This is a genomic window from Exiguobacterium sp. KRL4, assembly GCF_001870785.1.
In the GTDB taxonomy this organism is placed as follows: domain Bacteria; phylum Bacillota; class Bacilli; order Exiguobacteriales; family Exiguobacteriaceae; genus Exiguobacterium_A.
In genome coordinates, this window is sequence record NZ_MOLV01000035.1 from 24,020 (window position 1) to 46,277 (window position 22,258).

A 22,258-nucleotide genomic window follows, 5' to 3' on the forward strand; every position below is an offset into this window, starting at 1 on the left:
ATTAGCCGTTTGCTTTTTTAATGATTTCTTCAGCAACTGATTTCGGTACTTCTTCATAATGATCGAAGTGCATCGAGTACGTACCGCGTCCTTGTGTCCGCGAACGAAGTCCTGTTGCATATCCGAACATTTCTGAAAGTGGAATCATCGAGCGAACGACTTGTGCGTTCCCACGTGCGTCCATACCTTCAACGCGTCCACGGCGTGATGTAACATCACCCATGATGTCTCCCATGTATTCGTCTGGGATGACGATTTCAACTTTCATCATTGGCTCAAGGATAACAGCGCCGCTCTTATCTTTAAGTTGTTTGACGGCCATTGAAGCCGCGATTTTAAATGCCATCTCGTTTGAGTCGACATCATGATACGAACCGAAAACGAGTGCCGCTTTAACGTCAACTACTGGATAACCAGCAAGGATACCGTTTTGAAGCGCTTCTTCGATTCCGTGTTCAACCGCTGGGATGTATTCACGTGGAACGACACCACCGACGATTTTGTTGTTGAACTCAAAGCCAGCACCTTCTTCGTTTGGCTCGAATTCTACGACGACGTGACCATACTGACCACGACCACCTGATTGACGAGCAAACTTAGAATCGATTTTCGCCGCTTGGCGGATCGTTTCACGGTAAGCTACTTGTGGAGCACCAACATTTGCTTCGACTTTAAATTCGCGACGCATACGGTCAACGATGATGTCGAGGTGAAGCTCACCCATACCTGAGATGATCGTTTGACCAGTCTCTGGGTTTGTTTCAGTGCGGAACGTTGGATCCTCTTCAGCAAGCTTAGCGAGTGCTTGACCCATTTTATCTTGGTCAGCTTTCGTTTTTGGTTCGATTGCGACCGAGATAACTGGTTCTGGGAATGTCATTGATTCGAGAACGACGTTGTCTTTCTCAGAACAAAGCGTATCACCAGTAGTAGTATCTTTAAGACCTACAGCAGCTGCGATGTCACCAGCGAAGACCATTGGGATCTCCTCACGGCTGTTCGCGTGCATTTGAAGGATACGTCCAAGACGCTCACGTTTCCCTTTTGTTGAGTTCTTGACATATGATCCTGCCGTAGCTGTACCTGAGTACACACGGAAGAATGTCAATTTACCAACATACGGGTCAGTCATAACTTTGAATGCGAGTGCAGAGAATGGCGCTTCGTCAGTTGACTCACGAATAACCTCTTCCTCTGTATCCATGTTAATCCCTGTGATTGCTTTTACGTCGACTGGTGATGGGAGGTAGTCAAGGACTGCGTCAAGCATAAGCTGAACACCTTTGTTCTTGAATGCCGAACCTACGAGAACTGGGTAGAAATCAACTGTAAGCGTCGCTTTACGGATACCCGCTTTAAGCTCTTCAATCGTGATTTCCTCGCCCTCGAGGTATTTCATCATCATTTCTTCTTCGTAGTCCGCAACGGCCTCGATCAATGATGCACGAAGTTCTTCAGCTTCTTCTGCAAATTCCGCAGGGAACCCTTCAGTTTCTTCGATATCTGTACCCAGGTCATTTCCGTACATGTATGTTTTCTTTTCAACGAGGTCGATGATTCCTTTGAATTCATCTTCCGCGCCGATTGGAATTTGGATTGCGTGTGCGTTTGCTTGAAGGCGATCGCGAAGCGTTCCAACCGAGTACAGGAAGTCTGCACCGATTTTATCCATTTTGTTAACGAAAACGATACGTGGTACGCCGTAAGTTGTTGCTTGACGCCATACTGTCTCAGTTTGTGGCTCAACACCAGACTGAGCATCAAGTACTGCAACGGCACCATCAAGTACACGGAGTGAACGTTCAACTTCAACAGTGAAGTCTACGTGTCCAGGTGTATCAATGATGTTTACGCGGTTCCCTTTCCATTGAGCAGTTGTTGCTGCCGATGTAATCGTGATTCCACGCTCTTGCTCTTGCTCCATCCAGTCCATCTGTGAAGCACCTTCGTGCGTTTCACCAATCTTGTGGATACGACCCGTATAATAAAGGATACGCTCAGTCGTTGTTGTTTTACCAGCATCGATGTGGGCCATGATTCCGATATTACGGGTGTTCTTAAGGGAGAATTCTCTTGCCATCTTTAAACATTCTCCTTTCGTATTTTAGTTTAGTGTCCGTGTGTTGCCACACGTCATGACTATACCCGAAAGCCACCTCATATTTCCATACAAAATGGCATAGATGAGGTGGTTGATTCCGGATTTACCAGCGATAGTGAGCAAACGCTTTGTTCGCTTCCGCCATTTTGTGCATATCTTCGCGCTTCTTAACTGAAGCACCAGTGTTGTTTGCAGCGTCCATGATTTCATTCGCAAGACGAGCATCCATTGTTTTTTCGTTACGGAGACGTGAGTAGTTCACGAGGTAACGAAGTGCAAGTGTCGTACGGCGCTCAGGGCGGACTTCGACAGGAACTTGATAGTTAGCTCCACCTACACGGCGTGCTTTTACTTCAAGAACTGGCATGATGTTGTTCATCGCCTCTTCAAAAACTTCCATTGCGTCGCGACCTGAACGTTCAGCGACAGCTTCAAAAGCTTTGTATAAGATTTGTTGAGCAGTACCTTTTTTACCATCTAACATAAGACGGTTGATAAGGCGGGTAACGAGTTTAGAGTTGTAGATCGGATCAGCCATTACATCACGGCGTTCTACTTGACCTTTACGTGGCATTCCGAGTCCCTCCTTTCATATAGTGAGGTGATATCTTTTGATATCTAGATTATTTTTTTGCTGCTTTTGGACGTTTAGTACCATATTTCGAACGACCTTGCATACGGCCGTCAACTCCAGCTGTATCGAGTGCACCACGAACGATGTGGTAACGTACCCCTGGTAAGTCTTTTACGCGACCGCCGCGAATAAGAACAACACTGTGTTCTTGCAAGTTGTGGCCGATACCTGGGATGTAAGCTGTTACTTCCATTGTGTTCGTTAAACGTACACGTGCGTACTTACGAAGAGCCGAGTTCGGTTTCTTCGGAGTCATTGTACCTACACGAGTACAAACACCACGTTTTTGTGGTGAGCTGATGTCAGTACGAGCTTTGATAAAGCTGTTGTACCCTTTGTTCAGCGCTGGCGAATCTGATTTTACAACTTTTGATTGACGTCCTTTACGGACTAATTGGTTGATAGTAGGCATCTTTGAGATCCTCCCTTCCTGAATTCATGACAAGTTTCAAAACCACCGAGCCGGGTGGTTCATCGAAAGTCATAATGAAACGTTTTGCGTGGCTCAGGCATTCCATCGCCACACAAAACGTATTATCAAACTTTCTTAATAGCAACGGCAGTTGCCGCAACGTCGATTCCACAAGCCTTACCAAGCTCAAGCTTAGAAGGAACGCTCACGACTGGAACGTCTGCTTGTTTCGCCGCGTCGAGCAATGCTTGCTTTACGTGTTCATCTGCGTCATCTGCAATGATCACTTCCGACGCCTTGCCAGAACGCAATGCTTTGAGCGTTTGTTTTTGACCAACAAACTTCAAATCTGCGCCGACTACTTTTTTGTAAGACATGAAGATATCCTCCAAAATAACACAGCCGGTTGGCAACACTATATCATAGTAGCACCGCCATACCGACGTGTCAAGGCGTTTTATTCTACAGGAGAATCTGCTTCTACAGGTGTTTCGCCTGCTATCTCGAGACCGATTTGACGGTAACGTGTCATTCCTGTACCAGCTGGAACAAGTTTACCGATAATAACGTTCTCTTTCAAGCCGCGAAGGTAGTCGCTCTTCCCTTTAATCGCCGCATCCGTAAGGACACGAGTAGTTTCCTGGAACGAAGCAGCTGATAGGAACGAGTCCGTCTCAAGCGACGCTTTTGTGATACCGAGGAGAACTGGTTTAGCGGAAGCGAGTGCTTTACCGGCACGGAGCGCTTCTTTACATGCTTCTTTAAATGTGCTGATATCGACAAGCGAACCTGGTAAGAGTGAAGTCTCACCCGACTCGATGACACGAACGCGACGGATCATCTGACGTACCATGACCTCGACGTGCTTATCACCGATCTCAACCCCTTGCATCCGGTATACTTTTTGAACTTCTTGGAGAAGATAGTTCTGTACGCCAGATACACCTTTGACGTTCAAGAGTTCTTTCGGGTCGATTGAACCTTCCGTGAACACTTGACCGGCAATGACTTCTTCACCGAGTTGAACACGTAGACGTGATCCGAAAGGAATCGTGTATGTCCGTGTTTCGCTCAGACCTTGAATCGTCAACTCACGCTTATCACGCGACTCTGTAAAGTCGATGACTTGTCCATCAATTTCCGAGATGACCGCTTGACCTTTCGGGTTACGGGCCTCGAACAACTCCTGGATACGCGGGAGACCTTGTGTGATATCATCTCCGGCAACCCCACCTGTGTGGAAGGTACGCATTGTAAGCTGCGTTCCTGGCTCACCGATTGATTGTGCCGCGATGATTCCGACTGCTTCGCCGACTTCGACGTCGTTACCAGTCGCAAGGTTACGTCCGTAACATTTCTTACAGACACCATGACTTGTGTTACAAGTGAAGGCTGTACGAATCTCAACATTGTCGATACCGGCGTCCGTAATCGCACGCGCGATATCTTCGTCGATAAGTTCGTTAGTTGAAACAAGGATTGCGCCTGTTTCTGGGTGGACGACTTTTTCGAACGCCGTACGGCCAACAAGTCGGTCGTAGAGGTTTTCGATTTCTTCCGTCCCTTCACGAAGTGCTGTGACACGAATACCACGATCCGTTCCACAATCATCTTCGCGAATGATAACATCTTGCGCGACGTCAACGAGACGACGAGTCAGGTAACCTGAATCGGCAGTCTTCAAGGCTGTATCGGCAAGACCTTTACGCGCACCGTGCGTCGAGATGAAGTATTCCTGAACCGTCAGACCCTCACGGAACGAAGATTTGATCGGGAGCTCGATGATCCGTCCACTTGGAGCGGCCATGAGTCCACGCATCCCTGCAAGCTGCGTAAAGTTTGATGCGTTACCACGGGCACCAGAGTCACTCATCATGAAGATCGGGTTCAGACGGTTAAGGGATTTCATCAGACGAGACTGAATTTCATCTTTCGCGTCATTCCACGATTTAACGACACGCTCATAGCGCTCTTCTTCCGTGATGAGACCACGGCGATACGATTTCATAACGCGGTCAACATTATCTTGTGCTTCGACCAGGATTTCCTGTTTGTCCGGAAGTACGATGATATCGGCGATACCAACCGTAATACCCGCACGTGTCGAGTGTTTGAAACCAAGGTTTTTCATGCGGTCAAGCATACGGCTTGTTTCAGTCGTTTCAAAACGCTTAAAGACTTCCGCGATAACATTTCCGAGGAATCCTTTTTTGAATGGTTCGATGATCGGACGGCTCTTGATTTCAGCAGCGACATCCGTTCCTCTTTCAAGGAAGTACTGATCAGGCGTTGCTTCCTGCAGATTGTTCATCGATGGTTCATTCAAGTATGGGAACGTCGTTGGGAGGATCTCGTTGAAGATCAACTTACCGACCGTCGTAACCAATAACTTCTCGTTTTGCGCTTCCGTGAATGTCGGGTTTTTGAGAACGCCGGCCGGAACAGCAACACGTGTGTGGAAGTGGACATACCCATTTTGGTAGGCAATCAACGCTTCGTTCACCGTCGAGAATGTTTTCCCTTCGCCGATTGCGTTTTCACGCTCAAGCGTCAGGTAGTAGTTCCCGAGGACCATATCCTGCGATGGTGTAACAACAGGCTTACCGTCTTTCGGGTTCAAGATGTTTTGTGCAGCGAGCATGAGAAGACGTGCTTCTGCTTGTGCTTCTGCTGAAAGTGGTACGTGAACCGCCATTTGGTCACCATCGAAATCGGCATTGTATGCCGTACATACGAGTGGGTGAAGACGGATTGCGCGACCTTCGACGAGTGTTGGTTCGAACGCCTGGATACCGAGACGGTGAAGGGTCGGGGCACGGTTCAAGAGAACCGGATGCTCACGAATGACTTCTTCTAATACATCCCAAATTTCAGGTTGGACACGTTCGATTTTGCGTTTCGCACTCTTGATGTTTGGTGCGATGCCACGCGAGACAAGCTCTTTCATGACAAACGGTTTGAAGAGTTCAAGGGCCATTTCTTTCGGAAGACCACATTGATACATCTTCAGGTTTGGACCAACGACGATAACCGAACGACCTGAATAGTCGACTCGTTTACCGAGTAAGTTTTGACGGAAACGTCCTTGTTTCCCTTTCAACATATGTGAAAGAGATTTTAACGGACGGTTACCTGGTCCTGTGACCGGACGGCCACGACGACCGTTATCGATCAAGGCATCAACCGCTTCTTGTAACATCCGTTTTTCATTCTGAACGATGATGTTCGGAGCGCCAAGGTCAAGAAGACGCTTGAGACGGTTGTTACGGTTGATGACACGACGGTACAAATCGTTTAAGTCAGACGTCGCGAAACGTCCACCATCAAGCTGTACCATCGGACGAAGTTCCGGTGGAATGACTGGTAATACTTCGAGAACCATCCATTCCGGATTGTTGCCTGAGTTACGGAAAGCATCTAAGACTTCAAGACGTTTGATTGCACGTGTACGACGTTGTCCTTGAATCATTCGAAGATCTTCACGTAAACCAGCTACTTCTTTTTCGAGTTCGACGTCACGGAGCAATTTACGAACCGCTTCCGCTCCCATTTCAGCCGTAAACGAACTACCGAATTTCTCACGGTAAGCCCGGTACTCTTTTTCTGAAAGGAGTTGTTTCTTCTCGAGTGTCGATTCGCCCGGATCCGTCACGACGTACGACGCGAAGTAAATGATCTCTTCGAGTGCACGGGGTGACATATCAAGGACGAGACCCATACGACTTGGGATTCCTTTGAAATACCAGATGTGCGAAACCGGTGCAGCAAGCTCAATGTGACCCATGCGCTCACGACGGACTTTCGACTTCGTTACTTCAACACCACAGCGGTCACAAATGATTCCTTTATAACGGATTCGTTTGTATTTCCCACAGTAACATTCCCAGTCTTTTGTTGGACCAAAAATCCGTTCACAGAACAAGCCGTCTTTCTCTGGCTTGAGCGTACGATAGTTGATCGTTTCCGGCTTCTTCACTTCCCCGAAAGACCACGAACGGATCTTTTCAGGGGAAGCGAGGCCGATTTTCATATATTCAAATCTATTAACATCTACCAAGGGGTGGACCTCCCTTTCGCTTATTCCTCTTCAGTAACAACTGGTGCGACAGGCGCTTGAACTTCTTCGAGTGCTGGAGTCGCGTTCGGGATATTGTCATCGTCATCGTCTTTCATTTCGATCTCTTCATCTTCGGCAGACATCATCTTAACATCCATACCGAGGGATTGAAGTTCTTTAATGAGGACTCGGAACGATTCAGGTACGCCCGGTTGTGGTACGTTTTCACCTTTAACGATCGCTTCATATGCTTTAACACGACCGATTGTATCATCCGACTTGATCGTCAGGATCTCTTGGAGCGTATAAGCGGCACCATATGCTTCAAGTGCCCATACTTCCATCTCACCGAAACGCTGTCCACCGAACTGGGCTTTACCACCGAGCGGCTGTTGCGTAACGAGTGAGTAAGGACCCGTCGAACGTGCATGAAGTTTATCATCGACCATGTGGGCGAGTTTGATCATATACATGACACCAACCGAGATACGGTTATCGAAGGCTTCACCAGAACGTCCGTCATAGAGGATAGTTTTAGCGTCACGGTCCATACCGGCTTCTTCAATCGTTGCCCAAACATCTTCCTCACGCGCACCATCAAATACTGGCGATGCGACTTTGATTCCGAGTTGGCGTGCAGCCATACCAAGGTGAAGCTCGAGCAACTGCCCGATGTTCATCCGCGATGGTACACCAAGTGGATTCAACATGATGTCGATTGGTGTGCCGTCTGGCATGTACGGCATGTCTTCTTCTGGCAAGATACGTGAGATAACACCTTTGTTACCGTGACGTCCTGCCATTTTATCTCCTTCGTGAATCTTACGCTTCTGAACGATGTACGCACGGATCAACTGGTTGACACCAGGTGACAGTTCGTCGCCGTTATCACGATCGAAGATTTTCACGTCAAGGATGATACCGTCGCCACCGTGCGGTACACGGAGTGAAGTATCACGGACTTCACGTGCTTTTTCACCGAAGATTGCATGAAGCAGGCGTTCTTCAGCCGTCAATTCCGTTACGCCCTTAGGTGTAACTTTACCGACTAGGATATCCCCGTCTTTCACCTCAGCACCGACGCGGATGATTCCGCGATCGTCGAGATTTTTCAAGGCGTCGTCGCCGACGTTCGGAATGTCACGAGTGATCTCTTCCGGTCCGAGTTTTGTATCACGTGACTCACACTCATATTCCTCAATGTGGATCGACGTGTAGACATCATCTTTCACAAGACGTTCGCTCATGATGACGGCATCCTCGTAGTTGTAACCATCCCATGTCATGAAACCGACGAGTACGTTACGACCAAGCGCAAGTTCCCCACCGTCCATCGATGGACCATCTGCAAGAATCTCGCCTTTGTCGACTGGATCGCCTGCTTTGATGATTGGTTTTTGGTTATAGCACGTTCCTTGGTTGGAACGAATGAATTTTTGGATCTTATAACGATCGAGTTCGCCTTGAACGATGTTGCCATCGACTTCCGTCGTACGACGGACAAGGATTTCACGCGCCGTTACACGCTCAGCGATACCTGAATGTTTTGCAACAACGGCAGCACCTGAGTCTTTTGCAGACACATACTCCATCCCAGTCCCAACAATCGGTGATTCCGGGTCGAGAAGTGGCACGGCCTGACGTTGCATGTTCGCTCCCATGAGGGCACGGTTCGAGTCATCGTTCTCTAGGAACGGGATACATGCCGTCGCTGCCGAAACAACCTGTTTCGGTGAAACGTCCATGTAATCGACACGAGCTGGTTCAACAGACAAGTTTTGTCCGCGGAAACGAGATAAGACGTGTGTATCTTGGAACGTCTTCTCTTCCGTCAATAACATGTTTGCCTGTGCGACGACGTAGAGATCTTCTTCGTCTGCCGTCATGTAGTGAATTTCATTCGTGACGACACCCGTTTCCGGATTGACACGACGGTATGGCGCTTCAATGAAACCATACTCATTGACCTTCGCGAACGAAGACAGTGAGTTGATCAGCCCGATGTTCGGACCCTCAGGCGTTTCGATTGGACACATACGGGAATAATGCGAGTAGTGAACATCTCGAACTTCAAAGCCGGCGCGCTCACGTGTGAGACCACCGGGTCCAAGTGCAGAGAGACGACGTTTGTGCGTCAACTCAGCAAGCGGGTTCGTTTGGTCCATGAACTGCGATAACTGCGAGCTACCGAAGAACTCCTTAATCGATGCGATAACAGGACGAATGTTGATCAATGCCTGTGGCGTGATCGCATTCTGATCCTGAATCGACATCCGCTCCTTGACGACACGTTCCATACGGGAAAGACCGATTCGGAACTGGTTTTGGAGCAATTCACCGACTGAACGGAGACGACGGTTACCGAGGTGGTCGATATCGTCTGTCGTTCCTACTTCATGCAACAAGTTGAAGAAATAGTTGATTGCAGCAATCATGTCACCAGGCGTAATGTGCTTGATATCACGATCGATGTTACCGTTACCGATGATATTGATGATGCGTTCACCTTCAGCATCGTCCGGTGCGAACACCTTGATCGACTGTAAGTTGAAGGCTTCACCTTGTGTCACGCCGCCAGTTGGCATCGCTTCGATGTAACCAACAGATCCTTCAAGGAATGGTAAGACTTTGTCGAGCATACGACGGTCAAGTACTGTTCCTTCTTCTGCGATTACTTCCCCTGTCTCAGGATCCACAAGCGTTTCTGCAAGTTTCTGTCCGAACAGACGATTCTTCAAATGAAGTTTTTTATTGATTTTATAACGACCAACGTTTGCCAAATCATAACGTTTCGGGTCAAAGAACCGTGACACGAGAAGTGCTTTCGCATTTTCGACAGTCGGTGGTTCTCCCGGACGTAGACGCTCATAAATCTCGATGAGGGCTTTTTCCGTTGTTTCTGTATTATCTTTTTCAAGGGAGTTACGGAGGTATTCATCATCTCCAAGAAGATCGATGATTTCCTGATCCGTACCGAAACCAAGAGCACGTAAAAGAACCGTTACTGGAATCTTACGCGTGCGGTCGATTCGAACGTATACGATATCCTTCGCATCTGTCTCAAGTTCGAGCCATGCTCCACGGTTCGGGATGACCGTTGCCGAAAATCCACGTTTACCGTTCTTATCTAACTTATTGTTGTAATACACACTTGGCGAACGAACAAGCTGAGAAACGATGACTCGTTCCGCACCATTAATAATGAATGTTCCCGACTCCGTCATAAGCGGGAAGTCACCCATGAAGACTTCTTGTTCCTTCAATTCACCCGTCTCTTTGTTTTGAAGACGGACTTTTACGCGTAGTGGTGCCGAATAGGTCACATCGCGTTCTTTTGATTCATCAGTCGAATACTTTGGCTCTCCGAGCGAGTAATCGATGAATTCTAATACGAGATTTCCTGTGAAGTCGGAAATCGGCGAGATATCACGAAACATCTCACGAAGACCTTCCCGTAGGAACCATTCATATGAATTCGTTTGAATCTCAATAAGGTTTGGAAGTTCTAAAACTTCGCTGATACGTGCATAGCTTCTTCTCTGACGGTGACGACCGTACTGAACAAGTTGACCAGTCAACTGATTCACCTCTCAGACCCAGTTCTTCTTCTAGAGAAGGACGGGTGTAATATCGAACATTGAAGCCATTTTTTGACCGATAAGCGCAAAAAAAGCGACGTCTTGTCTACTCAATCATCTGTAGTCGAGAACGCCAGCTGCTTCAAACTGCTTATCCAAAAATCACTCCAATGGCATTTTATAATATTATCATAGACACTAGACAAGGTCAACGACAAATCACTCGATTTGTCAAGACCGAATTGATTTAAATATCGAGTACCCTTTATCCCGGGTAACCGTCTCACATGAACCGAAGACTTCTTCCATCAATTTTTTAGCTGACGGTCCGCCTTGTTTTTTCTGAATGACGACCCATAAGGCACCGCCGACTTCCAAATGATCATACGCTTCTCGTAAAATACGGTGGACAACTGTTTTCCCTGCCCGAATCGGTGGATTCGTCACGATCGCTGCAAACGTCTGATCAGCCACGCCAGCATATCCGTCACTTACACCGGTCGTCACGGAAACACCATTCGCGCGTGCATTTTCAGCAGCAAGCTCAAGTGCTCGCTCGTTTACATCCACTAAAACCACATCTCGTCCTGTCGTCTTCGCAAGCGAAATCCCCATCGGTCCATACCCACAACCCACATCAAGAATCGCACCCGTTATGTCCGGTTCGACAAACGCTTCAATGAGTAGACGTGAACCAAAATCAACACCGCCTTTTGAAAAGACTCCATGATCGGATGTAAAACGGAACGTTTCACCACGCAAGATAAACTCCCACGACTTCGGATCCCGTTTCGAGGAGGGATCATTTGTGTAATAATGATCTGCCATGTTTCCTTCCCCTCTCTGCATTAAAGTTGAAAACAAAAGAAGCCCGCAAAGCGAGCTTCTTTTGTTTTACGTGAAGAAGAAAATTACTTAACTTCTACGCTTGCGCCAGCTTCTTCAAGCTTAGCTTTGATTGCGTCAGCGTCTTCTTTCGAAACACCTTCTTTAACTGGAGCTGGAGTTCCGTCAACGAGTGCTTTCGCTTCTTTAAGACCGAGGCCTGTCAATTCGCGAACTGCTTTGATGACGTTGATTTTACCAGAACCTGCGCTAGTAAGGATTACGTCGAATTCAGTTTGCTCTTCAGCTGCTGCTGCGCCTGCACCTGCTGCTGCTACTGGAGCTGCTGCTGATACGCCGAATTCTTCTTCGATTGTTTTTACGAGTTCGTTAAGTTCAAGAACAGTCATGCCCTTGAGGTCTTCGATAAATTGCTCTTTGTTGAAAGCCATTATGGTTTTCCTCCTTTGATTTAGCCCACGTTGGGGTTTGAAAAATTGTGTGTTTGCCTATCCCGCTAAGCGGACATTAAGCAGATTGTTCTTCTTTTTGCTCTGCAATTGCGTTCGTTGCCACCGCAAGACCGCGGATTGGCGCTTGAAGCACGCTGAGAAGCATCGAAAGGAGACCTTCGCGTGACGGAAGTTCCGCAAGGGCTTTGACATCTTCTACTGAAGTGACTTTGCCTTCGATGATACCACCTTTAAGCTCAAGAGCTTTGTGTTCTTTCGAGAAGTTGTTTAAGATCTTAGCTGGAGCGATAACGTCTTCATTGCTGAAGGCGATCGCAGTAGGACCTGTAAAGACTTCCTCAAGACCTTCAAGATTGCTTTGAACTGCTGCACGGCGGAGGAGACCGTTTTTGTAAACTTTGAATTCAACGCCCGCTTCGCGGAGTTGTTTACGAAGTTCAGTTACTTCGTCTACTGTGAGACCACGGTAGTCGACGACGATCGTTCCAGCACTCGCTTGCATTTTCTCAGCGATCTCAGATACGAGATCCGCTTTGACAGCGATAACTTTTTCGTTTGCCATTTCTGTTGCACCTCCTGGTAAATAGAATGTACCGGCGCGAGGGGCTGCTCGATTTCAAATAAAAAGCCTCCGTCTGCAGAGCAGAGGAGGCGTAATCGTCAAAAAGGATACCTGAACAAACAGGCTCTCTGAGCAAGAACACCTCGGAAGGGTTTATGCTCAATCGATGAGCACCTTCTGTCTACGGTATGTCGAATATATCAACGTTTTATACTGTAACAGCGTTCTTAGAACGTTGTCAAGTTCGTTTTAGACGAAATTATTTCGCAAAGTCAACCGCAGATACTTTTACACCAGGACCCATTGTTGAAGCGATCGCGATGTTCTTCAGGTAAACACCTTTAGCAGTAGCTGGTTTAACTTTGACGAGAGTTTCCATAACGGTCGTGATGTTTTCAATCAACTTCTCGTTATCGAATGATTTTTTACCGACTGGAACGTGGATGTTACCTGATTTGTCGACACGGTACTCAACTTTACCAGCTTTGATATCGTTGATTGCTTTTGTGACGTCAAATGTAACTGTTCCTGTTTTCGGGTTAGGCATGAGGCCTTTAGGTCCGAGAACACGGCCGAGTTTACCAACTTCACCCATCATGTCAGGTGTCGCAACGATAACATCGAAGTCGAACCATCCTTGTTGGATTTTAGTGATGTACTCAGAATCACCAGCGAAGTCTGCTCCAGCAGCTTCCGCTTCTTTTAATTTCTCACCTTTAGCAAAGACGAGAACTTTTTGTGTTTTACCAGTACCGTGTGGCAATACGACTGCTCCACGGATTTGTTGATCTGCTTTCTTCGGATCGACTCCGAGGCGAACAGCAAGTTCGATTGTTTCATCGAATTTCGCAGTTGCAGACTTTTTAGTAAGATCTACAGCTTCAGCGAGTTCGTATGAAACCGTACGATCGATAAGTTTAGCAGCTTCTTTATACTTCTTACCCATTTTAGGTTCCTCCTTTGTGGTTGTGCGGAAAATCCTCCCACATAATGAAAGGGTAGCAAGGCTTCAAGTAACTATCCGCCTGCGACCCTCATCGTTGTTCCTTGTAATCAAAAGACTTAGTCTTCGATTACGATACCCATAGAACGTGCAGTACCTTCAACCATCAACATCGCTGTTTCAACAGATGCTGCGTTGAGGTCTGGCATTTTCGTTTCAGCGATTTCGCGAACTTTGTCACGTTTGACAGTCGCTACTTTCTTACGGTTAGGCTCGCCTGAACCGCTCTCGATTCCAGCTGCTTTCTTCAAGAGAACTGCTGCTGGTGGAGTTTTAGTAATAAACGTAAATGAACGATCTTCAAAAACCGTGATGACTACAGGAATAATCAAGCCGGCTTGGTCTTGTGTACGAGCGTTGAACTCTTTACAGAAGCCCATGATGTTCACACCTGCTTGACCGAGTGCCGGTCCAACTGGTGGAGCTGGGTTTGCTTTGCCCGCAGGAATTTGAAGTTTAACTAGTTTCATAACCTTCTTCGCCACGAGACACACCTCCTTAATTCTTTAATGTGGTTTAATTGGACGTTGCGCGTCCTCCCACTCATTCTATTCGACGAGTAATTTATCGAAATAAGCACAACATCAAACAGGAAAAATTGTACCATTAAAACAAAAGTTTCGCAATAGGAAACTTAATCTATTTTCTCAACCTGCGAGAAATCAAGCTCCACTTTCGTTTCACGACCGAACATATCGACAGAAACCTTCATTTTTTCCGTTTCCGTGTCGAGCTCTTCAACCGTTCCTTCTAGGTTCTCAAACGCACCTTCTTTGATCCGAACAATTTGTCCCATCGTAAAGTCGTAACGACTCTTCATGTCGACAAGTCCCATTGATCCAAGAATGTTTTCTGCTTCTTCAGGAAGAAGTGGTGTCGGTTTTGAACCGCCGCCGACCGAACCAAGGAATCCTGTGACGTTCGGCGTGTTACGGACGACATACCAAGAATCATCGGTCATGACCATTTCCACAAGGACATACCCTGGGAAGATCTTGATTTCACGTTCCTTGATTTTCGTCTCACCTTTTTTATTCGTTACTTCTTCCTGTACCGTTTCGATCGGAACGAGTACACGGAAGATCTTCTCGTCCATGTTCATAGATTCGATCCGACGTTCAAGGTTTGCCTTGACGTTGTTTTCGAATCCAGAGTACGTTTGGACAACAAACCACTGCTTATCCATGGTACGTCACCTCTTCTTTTTACTTAATCAACCAACTCATGAATGCGCTGAGCCCAGAATCGATACCGAAGATGAAAACACCCATGAAAATGACCATACCGATTACGGTCAGCGTATACTTCGTCAGTTCTTTTCGTTTTGGCCAGCTCGTCTTTTTCAGTTCATTCCATACGTCACGCAAAAATTTCATCGTACTTTCCCTCCAGGATGTATTAAATCGGGACAGATGAAGCCTTATTTCGCTTCTTTATGAATCGTATGCGCGTTACAGCGGCGACAGAATTTTTTTAGTTCCAAGCGGATGCTGACATCCTCTTGTTTCATCGTCGTGTAGTCGCGGGCACCGCAAATATCACAAGCAAGGCCTACTTTCTTAGCCATCTCAAAAGACCTCCTTCTTTGCCACTCCTTCTCTTCAAGAAGAGAACCCTCTCTCCAAAAAAGAGCGTAAAAAAAAACGCCTATGAGCGGCGTCTCGCTAGTAAGGCGCTATTTATACAGTAGCACACCGGAATGAGGTGGTCAATCCACCTCTCGATCATACGGTCAGTTTCCGCGCCTCGAGGTACCGTTCTAATTTCTTCTTGACACGTTGAAGGGCATTGTCGATTGACTTGACATGACGATCGAGATCATCCGAAATTTCTTGATACGTTCTCCCATCGAGATAAAGAGCAAGGACTTTACGTTCGAGATCACTTAAGATTTCATCCATCTTACTTTCGATGTCCGCATACTCTTCCCGGTTCACAATCAGAATTTGTGGATCGGAAGGGACCGTCGACGTGATGATGTCGAGTAACGTCCGCTCTGATTCATCATCGTAAATCGGCTTATCAAGCGAGATGTAAGAATTGAGCGGAATATGTTTTTGCCGTGTCGCGGTTTTGATAGCCGTGATCATCTGTCGTGTGATACAGAGTTCGGCAAATCCTTTAAAAGAAGCGAGCTTATCCGTCCGGTAATCACGGACCGCTTTATATAGTCCGATCATTCCTTCTTGGATGATATCTTCCCGGTCCGCCCCAATCAAGAAGTAGGACCGTGCCTTTGCACGCACGAAGTTCCGATACCGCTCGATCAGAAATTCGAGCGCATCACTGTTGTCAAATACCTTCGCTTGTTCCACAAGCGCCTCATCGGTCATGCACTCAAACTGGTCGAACGAAACCAAACTCATCCTTCATCCCTCCAAGTTTCTCTGACAAACTAATCGATTGTTTCTAATTATACAATAATTTCCTATCGTACGACAATAAAAATTGGCATGACCTCTTTTTTCTTCCATTTTGGCACATGGTGATCTGACAAATGATTTAAATACAAAAAACGAGATCCACGATCTACTCGTGAATCCCGTTCGTCCACCCCTGTCATGAATCCGAGTTTTTACGCCGGCGTATTTGTTCGAGACGTTCGATGACATCTGCCGGCATATCAATCGTCGACCGTGGTTTTTTGCTTGTCTTCGAGATTGACGTCTGTCCTCGAATGACCACGACAGCTGCTTTCCAATCGCGGCGTAACTCTTGTGCCGAGATCCGAAGCGCCCCCAGCGTAAAGATGACCCATTGCTCCGTAAAATCATTGGTCGCAACGGTCAACTTGACCCGGATATCTTGTAACCACTCTGCTGCTGTTTTCTCAATCCATTCATCGGCCGTTTCATTTTCACGGGTATAAATGACTTCAATCCCACTTTTCTTGATTCGGGATTCTCGTCCCGGTTGGAGATAGGCATCGAAGACAATCGTCACGCTAATTCCTGTTACGGCTTGGTACTCGGCCATCGCATCGACCAATCGTTCCCGTGCTAATTCAAAATCCTGCTCCCGCAATGTCCGGAATTCCGGCCATGCGCCAATGATATTGTAGCCATCAACGATCAGACGGTCATATTTCATCGCGAATACGGCTTTCTCGTCCGGTAGACCTCATACAACAGTAAAGAGGCTGCGACCGACGCATTCAGCGACGTGACGTGTCCTGCCATCGGGAGATGGACAAGGAAATCACATTTTTCGCGGACGAGCCGGCTCATCCCTTTTCCTTCACTGCCGATGACGATGCCGAGTGGCATCGTTCCGTCGAGCGTCCGGTAGTCGTCACTTTCACGTGCATCCGTTCCGACAAACCAGATCCCTTTTTTCTTCAAGTCTTCCATCGTCCGGGTCAAGTTCGTCACACGGACGACTGGTATATGTTCGATTGCACCGGTGGATGCTTTCGCGACGACTTGCGTCAATCCGACGGACCGGCGTTTTGGGATGATGATGCCGTGGGCACCCACCGCATCCGCCGTCCGGAGAATCGATCCCAAATTATGCGGGTCTTCCAGTTCATCCAGCAAAATCATCAACGGGGTCTCACCTTTTTTCTCCGCGAGCGCAAAGATGTCATCGAGTTCCGCATATTCGTAAGCCGCGACGGCCGCGACGACCCCTTGGTGGTTGTCACTCCCCGTCAGACCATGGAGTTTCGAACGGGGAACGATTTGGGTCTGGACACCCGCTTCTTTGGCCATCGCGTGAATGACCGCGAGTGGTCCTTTCTGTTGCCCTTCTTGAATGAACAACTTGTTCATCTCCCGTCCCGTCCGTAAGGCTTCAAGGACCGGGTTCCGTCCGTATAAGAAATCCTGTCCTTCTTCGAGCGGCTCAATCACGATCGGGTCTTCCTGTTTCTTTTCAATCCGTTTCTGTTTCTCAACACTCGGCTTATCACCTTTTGGTTTCCGTAATGGGTTGCCTGATTTATTTTCCGTCCGTTGCTTCGTTTTCGAGTAATGTGAACGCTTGTCCGATGAGTTCTTCAAGACGATCCCCTCCTTTTGAAAGATAAACATATCCTAACAGGGCTTCAAATGCCGTCGCGTAACGATACGTGTGGACATCCGTACTTTTAGGTACAGAACCTGATTTCGCATTTTTACCACGACGGACGACAGCCTGTTCTTCTTCCGTTAACGTGTCCGTGTTCAGCCAGTGGGTGACGACGAAGGCCTGAGCTTGCGCCCGGACATATCGAATCGCCGCCTGATGCAGGTCTCCCGGTTTGACGAACCCTTGATCGAGTAACCGTTCCCGGACATGTAACTCATACACGACATCGCCCATATAGGCGAGTGCCAATGCATTTAATTGTTTATAATTTTTCATCCGCGCTTCCACCGCATCCCCTGCGCCGTGTCTTCAAGTAAAATGCCCTGGTCACGCAGTTGATCCCGGATCGCGTCAGCTCGTGTGAAGTCACGGTCTTTTCGTGCTGTGTCCCGGTCGCGGATCAATTGTTCAACTTCTTCGTCGAGCAATCCTTTATCGACCGTGAGTGTGACACCAAGAACGGTCGACAACTCATCGAAGACGGCTAAAAATCGTTCGAGGACGTCCGTTGCGACTTGTTCTTCTCCGAGATACAGGTTTGCTTCTTTCGATAGATCAAACAAATCTGTTACCGCATTCGCCGTATTGAAGTCATCATCCATCGATGTCACGAAATGTTGTTTGATTGCTTCAATCCGTTTCAACCACTTCTCATTCGATGTGCCGAGGTTCGCCGTCATCGCCAGACGATGTTCGACGTTTGCGACCGATTCACGAATCCGCGCCAGACCATTTGCCGCCTGATCGATCAGTTCACGGCTGTAGTTGATCGGGTGACGGTATTGGACCGATAACATGAAGAAACGTAAGACCATCGGATCGACCGCTTGGATCGCTTCGTGGACCGTCAGAAAATTCCCGAGTGATTTTGACATCTTTTCATTTTCAATGTTGAGGAATCCATTATGCATCCAGTAATTCGCGAATTTTTGCGAGTTGCAAGCTTCCGACTGAGCAATCTCATTTTCATGGTGCGGGAATTTTAAGTCTTGTCCCCCCGCGTGAATATCAATCGTATCCCCGAGATACTTTTTCGCCATCGCCGAGCATTCGATATGCCAGCCGGGACGCCCTTCGCCCCATGGACTGGTCCATGCCGGTTCATCCGGTTTGGCTGCTTTCCATAACACGAAGTCGAGTGGATCTTCTTTTTTCTCACCGACTTCAATCCGGGCGCCGGACCGGAGCTCATCGATCGACTGTTGGCTTAATTGGCCATAATCTTTAAAACTGCGTGTCCGGAAGTAGACATCGCCGCTTGACGCATACGCATTTCCTTTTTCGACAAGTACTTCGATGAAGGCGATGATGTCGTCCATCGTTTCTGTGACCAGTGGATGGATATCTGCTTTTTGGACATTCAATGCACCGGTATCGGCATGATATGCGTCGATGAACCGTTTCGTCAGCGCGTGGTAATCTTCTCCGAGCTCATTCGCCGTCCGAATGATCTTATCGTCGACATCCGTGAAGTTCGAGACGTATTTGACTTCATATCCCCGATACGTGAAGTAGCGGCGGACGGTATCAAAGACGATGGCCGGACGGGCATTCCCAATGTGAATGTAGTTATAGACAGTCGGTCCACAGACATACATCTTGACCTTTCCTTCTTCTAACGGCTTAAATGGTTCCTTTTTTCCGGTCATGCTGTTGTAAAGTTGTATCATGGCGGCGTCCTCCTTTTATTCGTTCAATCTCACGTTTTAATTGTTCGAGCTCTAGTTCAATTCGTTCTTGGCATTCACGGACCGGGTCCGGTAACTGATGATCTAATGGCGCATCAACTTTGATTCCGTCTTGGACGACGACTCGACCAGGAATACCGACGACTGTTGCGTTTGCCGGAACATCCTTTAACACCACGGAACTCGCACCGATTTTGGAGGAATCTCCTATTTTAATATCTCCGAGTACGCGGGCTCCCGCTGAAACGAGGACCCCATTTCCGAGTGTCGGATGCCGTTTCCCCGTCTCTTTCCCCGTTCCGCCAAGCGTCACACCTTGAAACAGGGTGACATCATCCCCGATAATCGCCGTTTCACCAATAACGACTCCCATACCATGGTCGATGAACAAACGTCGTCCGATGGTTGCTCCAGGATGGATTTCAATCCCCGTTAAGAAACGACTGAATTGAGCGAGCATCCGGGCAGCCAGATGCAGATTCATCTTCCACAAACGATGAGCGAATCGGTGCATCCAGACGGCATGGAGTCCAGGATAGGTCAATACGACTTCGACTGTACTCCGAGCTGCCGGATCTTGCTTAAATACATTGCGGATATCTTCACGCATCCGTGTCATGTTCGTTCTCCTCCCCATAAGAAAAAGCGCCCCCGTGCATCGCTGCACAGAGACGCTAATCAGCGCGGTCCCACTCTGTTTGGATGAAAAACTTCATCCCTCTCCGATCCGTTAACGCCGGAGATACGTCTACGCCTACTCTCACTGATTTCGGGTAGCACTCAGAGGGGCATTTCGAAACGCGTCTGTTCAAGCTCTCTCATCACGCAAGCTCGTCTCTGTACAACAGGCATCGGTTCTACTTTCCTCATCTACGCTTTATTTATGCGTCCAGACGCGCGAGTACGCGGTCTTTTCCTAATAGTTGAATCGTGTTCGGAAGTTCTGGTCCGTGTGTCTGTCCGGTCGTTGCGACGCGGATTGGCATGAACAAGTTTTTTCCTTTTTGTCCAGTTGCTTTTTGTGTCGCTTTAATCGCACCTTTGATGGCTTCCGGCGTCCAGTCTTCCAGTGTCCGCAACTGAGTCGCGAACTCACTTAAGACGGTAGGAACCATTTCTCCTGCCAAAACAGTGTTTGCCTCTTCATCATACACCAGTTCTTCTTCAAAAAACATCTCTGAAAGCTCAACGATTTCTGCACCATGTGTCATCTGTTCCCGGTACAGTCCGACTAGATCTTGTGCCCAGATTCGTTCTTCTTCCGTCGGCTCACTTGATACACGACCCGCTTCTTGTAAGAACGGCAGACTCGCTTCGAATACTTCTTCAAACGATTGGTGTTTCATGTATTGGCCGTTGATCCAAGCCAGCTTTTGTTGATCAAAGACAGCCGGACTTTTCGAAAGGCGGGAGGCATCGAAGATTTCAATGAACTCTTCCTTCGTAAAGATTTCTTGTTCACCAACCGGCGACCAACCGAGTAACGTCACGAAGTTGAGTAACGCTTCCGGCAGATATCCGAGGTCTTTATACTGCTCGATGTATTGAATGATCGATTGGTCACGTTTTGACAATTTTTTATGCTCTTCATTGACGATCAGCGTCATGTGACCGAACGTTGGATACGCCCAACCGAAGGCATCATAAATCATCATCTGTTTTGGTGTGTTCGAGATATGATCGTCTCCGCGAAGTACATGGCTGATTGCCATCAAGTGATCATCGATGACAACAGCAAAGTTGTATGTCGGGATACCGTCCTTTTTGACGATGACCCAATCTCCGAAGTCCTTTGACTCAAACGAGACGTCTTCTTTAACAATATCATGCCATGTATACGCCACATCTTCCGGTACACGAATCCGAATCGATGGTGTTCGTCCTTCTGCCACAAATGCCTCTTCTTGCTCTTGCGTCAAGTTACGGTGTGCACCCGAATAACGTGGCGCTTCACCGCGTGCGATCTGGGCTTCCCGTTCTGCTTCGAGCTCTTCTGATGTCATATAGCAGCGATACGCAAGCCCTTTTTCAAGCAACTCGTCCGTATACTTTTTGTATAGATCCAGTCGTTCCATTTGGAAGTAAGGACCGTATTCGCCACCACGACCTGGACCTTCATCCCACTCGATGCCGAGCCACTCAAGATACTTCATCTGACTTTCGACACCGCCGTCAATGTTTCGTTTCTGATCCGTATCCTCAATTCGTAAAATCATTTTCCCGCCTGCATGTCGTGCGAACAGGTAGTTAAACAACGCTGTTCGTGCGTTTCCAATATGAAGATGTCCAGTTGGACTTGGTGCATAACGTACACGTACTTCTGCCATTACCGATCCACTCCCTTAGTCTAAAATTCGCTTACCTAGTATACCTTATTCTTCGATTCGTTTCAGCAAAATCACAGCCTGGCATGCGATTCCTTCTTCACGTCCCGTAAAGCCAAGCCATTCTGTCGTCGTTGCCTTAACATTGATTTGTTCAATATCCGCTTCGAGCAGTTCTGCGATCCGGGCACGCATCGTATCGATATACGGACGTAATTTCGGCGCCTGTGCGATCACCGTCGCATCGAGATTACCAAGTTCATATCCCTGCTCCTTGACGAGCGCATACACATGTTGCAACAGTTTTGCGGAATCCGCATCTTTGAATTCCGGATCCGTATCAGGGAAATGTTTCCCGATATCGCCTGCTGCGATGGCTCCAAGTGCAGCGTCGGCAATCGTATGTAACAAGACATCCGCATCGGAATGACCGAGCAATCCTTTTGTATGTGGAATCTCGATTCCACCTAAAATCAGTTTCCGATCCTCTGCAAACGCATGTACATCAAATCCTTGTCCAATTCGAATCATCA

Annotated in this window: 22 protein-coding genes and 2 other annotated features; all 22 genes read right to left on the reverse strand. The window is 47.7% G+C overall.

Features of this window, described 5'->3' with window-relative positions; translation table 11 throughout:
* Window position 1: 1 nt before the first annotated feature.
* Entirely contained in the window at window positions 2-2,080 is a 2,079-nt protein-coding gene (gene fusA, locus BLD48_RS15045) for an elongation factor G (RefSeq protein ID WP_014969147.1), read from the reverse strand.
* Between the two features lie 124 nt (window positions 2,081-2,204).
* A complete protein-coding gene (rpsG, locus tag BLD48_RS15050; protein WP_014969146.1) occupies window positions 2,205-2,675 on the reverse strand; it encodes a 30S ribosomal protein S7 in 471 nt (156 codons plus the stop codon).
* A 49-nt stretch (window positions 2,676-2,724) separates the two neighbouring features.
* Window positions 2,725-3,147: a 30S ribosomal protein S12 gene (rpsL, locus tag BLD48_RS15055; protein ID WP_012369004.1), complete on the reverse strand. Its 423-nt coding sequence runs from the start codon at window positions 3,145-3,147 to the stop codon at window positions 2,725-2,727.
* A gap of 125 nt (window positions 3,148-3,272) precedes the next feature.
* Window positions 3,273-3,524, reverse strand: a complete 252-nt coding sequence (locus BLD48_RS15060) for a ribosomal L7Ae/L30e/S12e/Gadd45 family protein (protein ID WP_014969145.1) — start codon at window positions 3,522-3,524, stop codon at window positions 3,273-3,275.
* A gap of 80 nt (window positions 3,525-3,604) precedes the next feature.
* Complete coding sequence (rpoC, locus tag BLD48_RS15065; RefSeq protein ID WP_026830526.1) at window positions 3,605-7,204, reverse strand: DNA-directed RNA polymerase subunit beta'; 3,600 nt, start codon at window positions 7,202-7,204, stop codon at window positions 3,605-3,607.
* Between the two features lie 20 nt (window positions 7,205-7,224).
* Window positions 7,225-10,782, reverse strand: coding sequence for a DNA-directed RNA polymerase subunit beta (gene rpoB, locus BLD48_RS15070; protein WP_071500910.1), 3,558 nt, complete (start codon window positions 10,780-10,782; stop codon window positions 7,225-7,227).
* A gap of 231 nt (window positions 10,783-11,013) precedes the next feature.
* The gene (locus BLD48_RS15075; protein WP_071500911.1) at window positions 11,014-11,610 is read right to left on the reverse strand and encodes a class I SAM-dependent methyltransferase; all 597 of its coding nucleotides are present in this window, start codon (window positions 11,608-11,610) and stop codon (window positions 11,014-11,016) included.
* Window positions 11,611-11,693: 83 nt separating this feature from the next.
* Window positions 11,694-12,059 (reverse strand): 50S ribosomal protein L7/L12, encoded by a 366-nt coding sequence (gene rplL / locus BLD48_RS15080; RefSeq protein ID WP_012368999.1) that lies wholly within the window; start codon window positions 12,057-12,059, stop codon window positions 11,694-11,696.
* A 76-nt stretch (window positions 12,060-12,135) separates the two neighbouring features.
* The gene (gene rplJ / locus BLD48_RS15085) at window positions 12,136-12,642 is read right to left on the reverse strand and encodes a 50S ribosomal protein L10 (RefSeq protein ID WP_014969141.1); all 507 of its coding nucleotides are present in this window, start codon (window positions 12,640-12,642) and stop codon (window positions 12,136-12,138) included.
* A gap of 50 nt (window positions 12,643-12,692) precedes the next feature.
* Window positions 12,693-12,847: a sequence feature (ribosomal protein L10 leader region), on the reverse strand.
* Window positions 12,848-12,901: 54 nt separating this feature from the next.
* The gene (gene rplA / locus BLD48_RS15090; RefSeq protein WP_014969140.1) at window positions 12,902-13,588 is read right to left on the reverse strand and encodes a 50S ribosomal protein L1; all 687 of its coding nucleotides are present in this window, start codon (window positions 13,586-13,588) and stop codon (window positions 12,902-12,904) included.
* Between the two features lie 116 nt (window positions 13,589-13,704).
* Window positions 13,705-14,130: a 50S ribosomal protein L11 gene (rplK, locus tag BLD48_RS15095; protein WP_012368996.1), complete on the reverse strand. Its 426-nt coding sequence runs from the start codon at window positions 14,128-14,130 to the stop codon at window positions 13,705-13,707.
* Window positions 14,131-14,279: 149 nt separating this feature from the next.
* Window positions 14,280-14,831 (reverse strand): transcription termination/antitermination protein NusG, encoded by a 552-nt coding sequence (nusG, locus tag BLD48_RS15100; protein ID WP_014969139.1) that lies wholly within the window; start codon window positions 14,829-14,831, stop codon window positions 14,280-14,282.
* 19 nt (window positions 14,832-14,850) lie between these two features.
* Window positions 14,851-15,021, reverse strand: coding sequence for a preprotein translocase subunit SecE (gene secE / locus BLD48_RS15105; protein ID WP_014969138.1), 171 nt, complete (start codon window positions 15,019-15,021; stop codon window positions 14,851-14,853).
* A 44-nt stretch (window positions 15,022-15,065) separates the two neighbouring features.
* Complete coding sequence (gene rpmG, locus BLD48_RS15110) at window positions 15,066-15,212, reverse strand: 50S ribosomal protein L33 (RefSeq protein WP_071500912.1); 147 nt, start codon at window positions 15,210-15,212, stop codon at window positions 15,066-15,068.
* 157 nt (window positions 15,213-15,369) lie between these two features.
* Window positions 15,370-16,011 carry an RNA polymerase sporulation sigma factor SigH gene (gene sigH / locus BLD48_RS15115; protein ID WP_026830523.1) on the reverse strand — a complete coding sequence of 214 codons (642 nt, stop codon included), beginning with the start codon at window positions 16,009-16,011 and terminating at the stop codon, window positions 15,370-15,372.
* Window positions 16,012-16,204: 193 nt separating this feature from the next.
* Window positions 16,205-16,735 (reverse strand): NYN domain-containing protein, encoded by a 531-nt coding sequence (locus tag BLD48_RS15120; RefSeq protein WP_071500913.1) that lies wholly within the window; start codon window positions 16,733-16,735, stop codon window positions 16,205-16,207.
* Complete coding sequence (rlmB, locus tag BLD48_RS15125; RefSeq protein ID WP_071500923.1) at window positions 16,732-17,496, reverse strand: 23S rRNA (guanosine(2251)-2'-O)-methyltransferase RlmB; 765 nt, start codon at window positions 17,494-17,496, stop codon at window positions 16,732-16,734. The genes BLD48_RS15120 and rlmB overlap by 4 nt, the downstream gene beginning before the upstream one ends.
* An 88-nt stretch (window positions 17,497-17,584) precedes the next feature.
* Window positions 17,585-17,989 (reverse strand): Mini-ribonuclease 3, encoded by a 405-nt coding sequence (locus tag BLD48_RS15130; RefSeq protein WP_071500914.1) that lies wholly within the window; start codon window positions 17,987-17,989, stop codon window positions 17,585-17,587.
* The gene (cysS, locus tag BLD48_RS15135; RefSeq protein WP_071500915.1) at window positions 17,986-19,383 is read right to left on the reverse strand and encodes a cysteine--tRNA ligase; all 1,398 of its coding nucleotides are present in this window, start codon (window positions 19,381-19,383) and stop codon (window positions 17,986-17,988) included. Before cysS ends, BLD48_RS15130 begins: the two co-directional genes overlap by 4 nt.
* The gene (cysE, locus tag BLD48_RS15140; protein WP_071500916.1) at window positions 19,337-20,020 is read right to left on the reverse strand and encodes a serine O-acetyltransferase; all 684 of its coding nucleotides are present in this window, start codon (window positions 20,018-20,020) and stop codon (window positions 19,337-19,339) included. Before cysE ends, cysS begins: the two co-directional genes overlap by 47 nt.
* Before the next feature lie 45 nt (window positions 20,021-20,065).
* Window positions 20,066-20,283 (reverse strand) — a binding site (T-box leader).
* Window positions 20,283-21,728, reverse strand: a complete 1,446-nt coding sequence (gltX, locus tag BLD48_RS15145) for a glutamate--tRNA ligase (RefSeq protein WP_071500917.1) — start codon at window positions 21,726-21,728, stop codon at window positions 20,283-20,285. It overlaps the preceding feature by 1 nt.
* A 45-nt stretch (window positions 21,729-21,773) precedes the next feature.
* Window positions 21,774-22,256: a 2-C-methyl-D-erythritol 2,4-cyclodiphosphate synthase gene (gene ispF / locus BLD48_RS15150; RefSeq protein ID WP_014969130.1), complete on the reverse strand. Its 483-nt coding sequence runs from the start codon at window positions 22,254-22,256 to the stop codon at window positions 21,774-21,776.
* Window positions 22,257-22,258 lie beyond the last annotated feature (2 nt).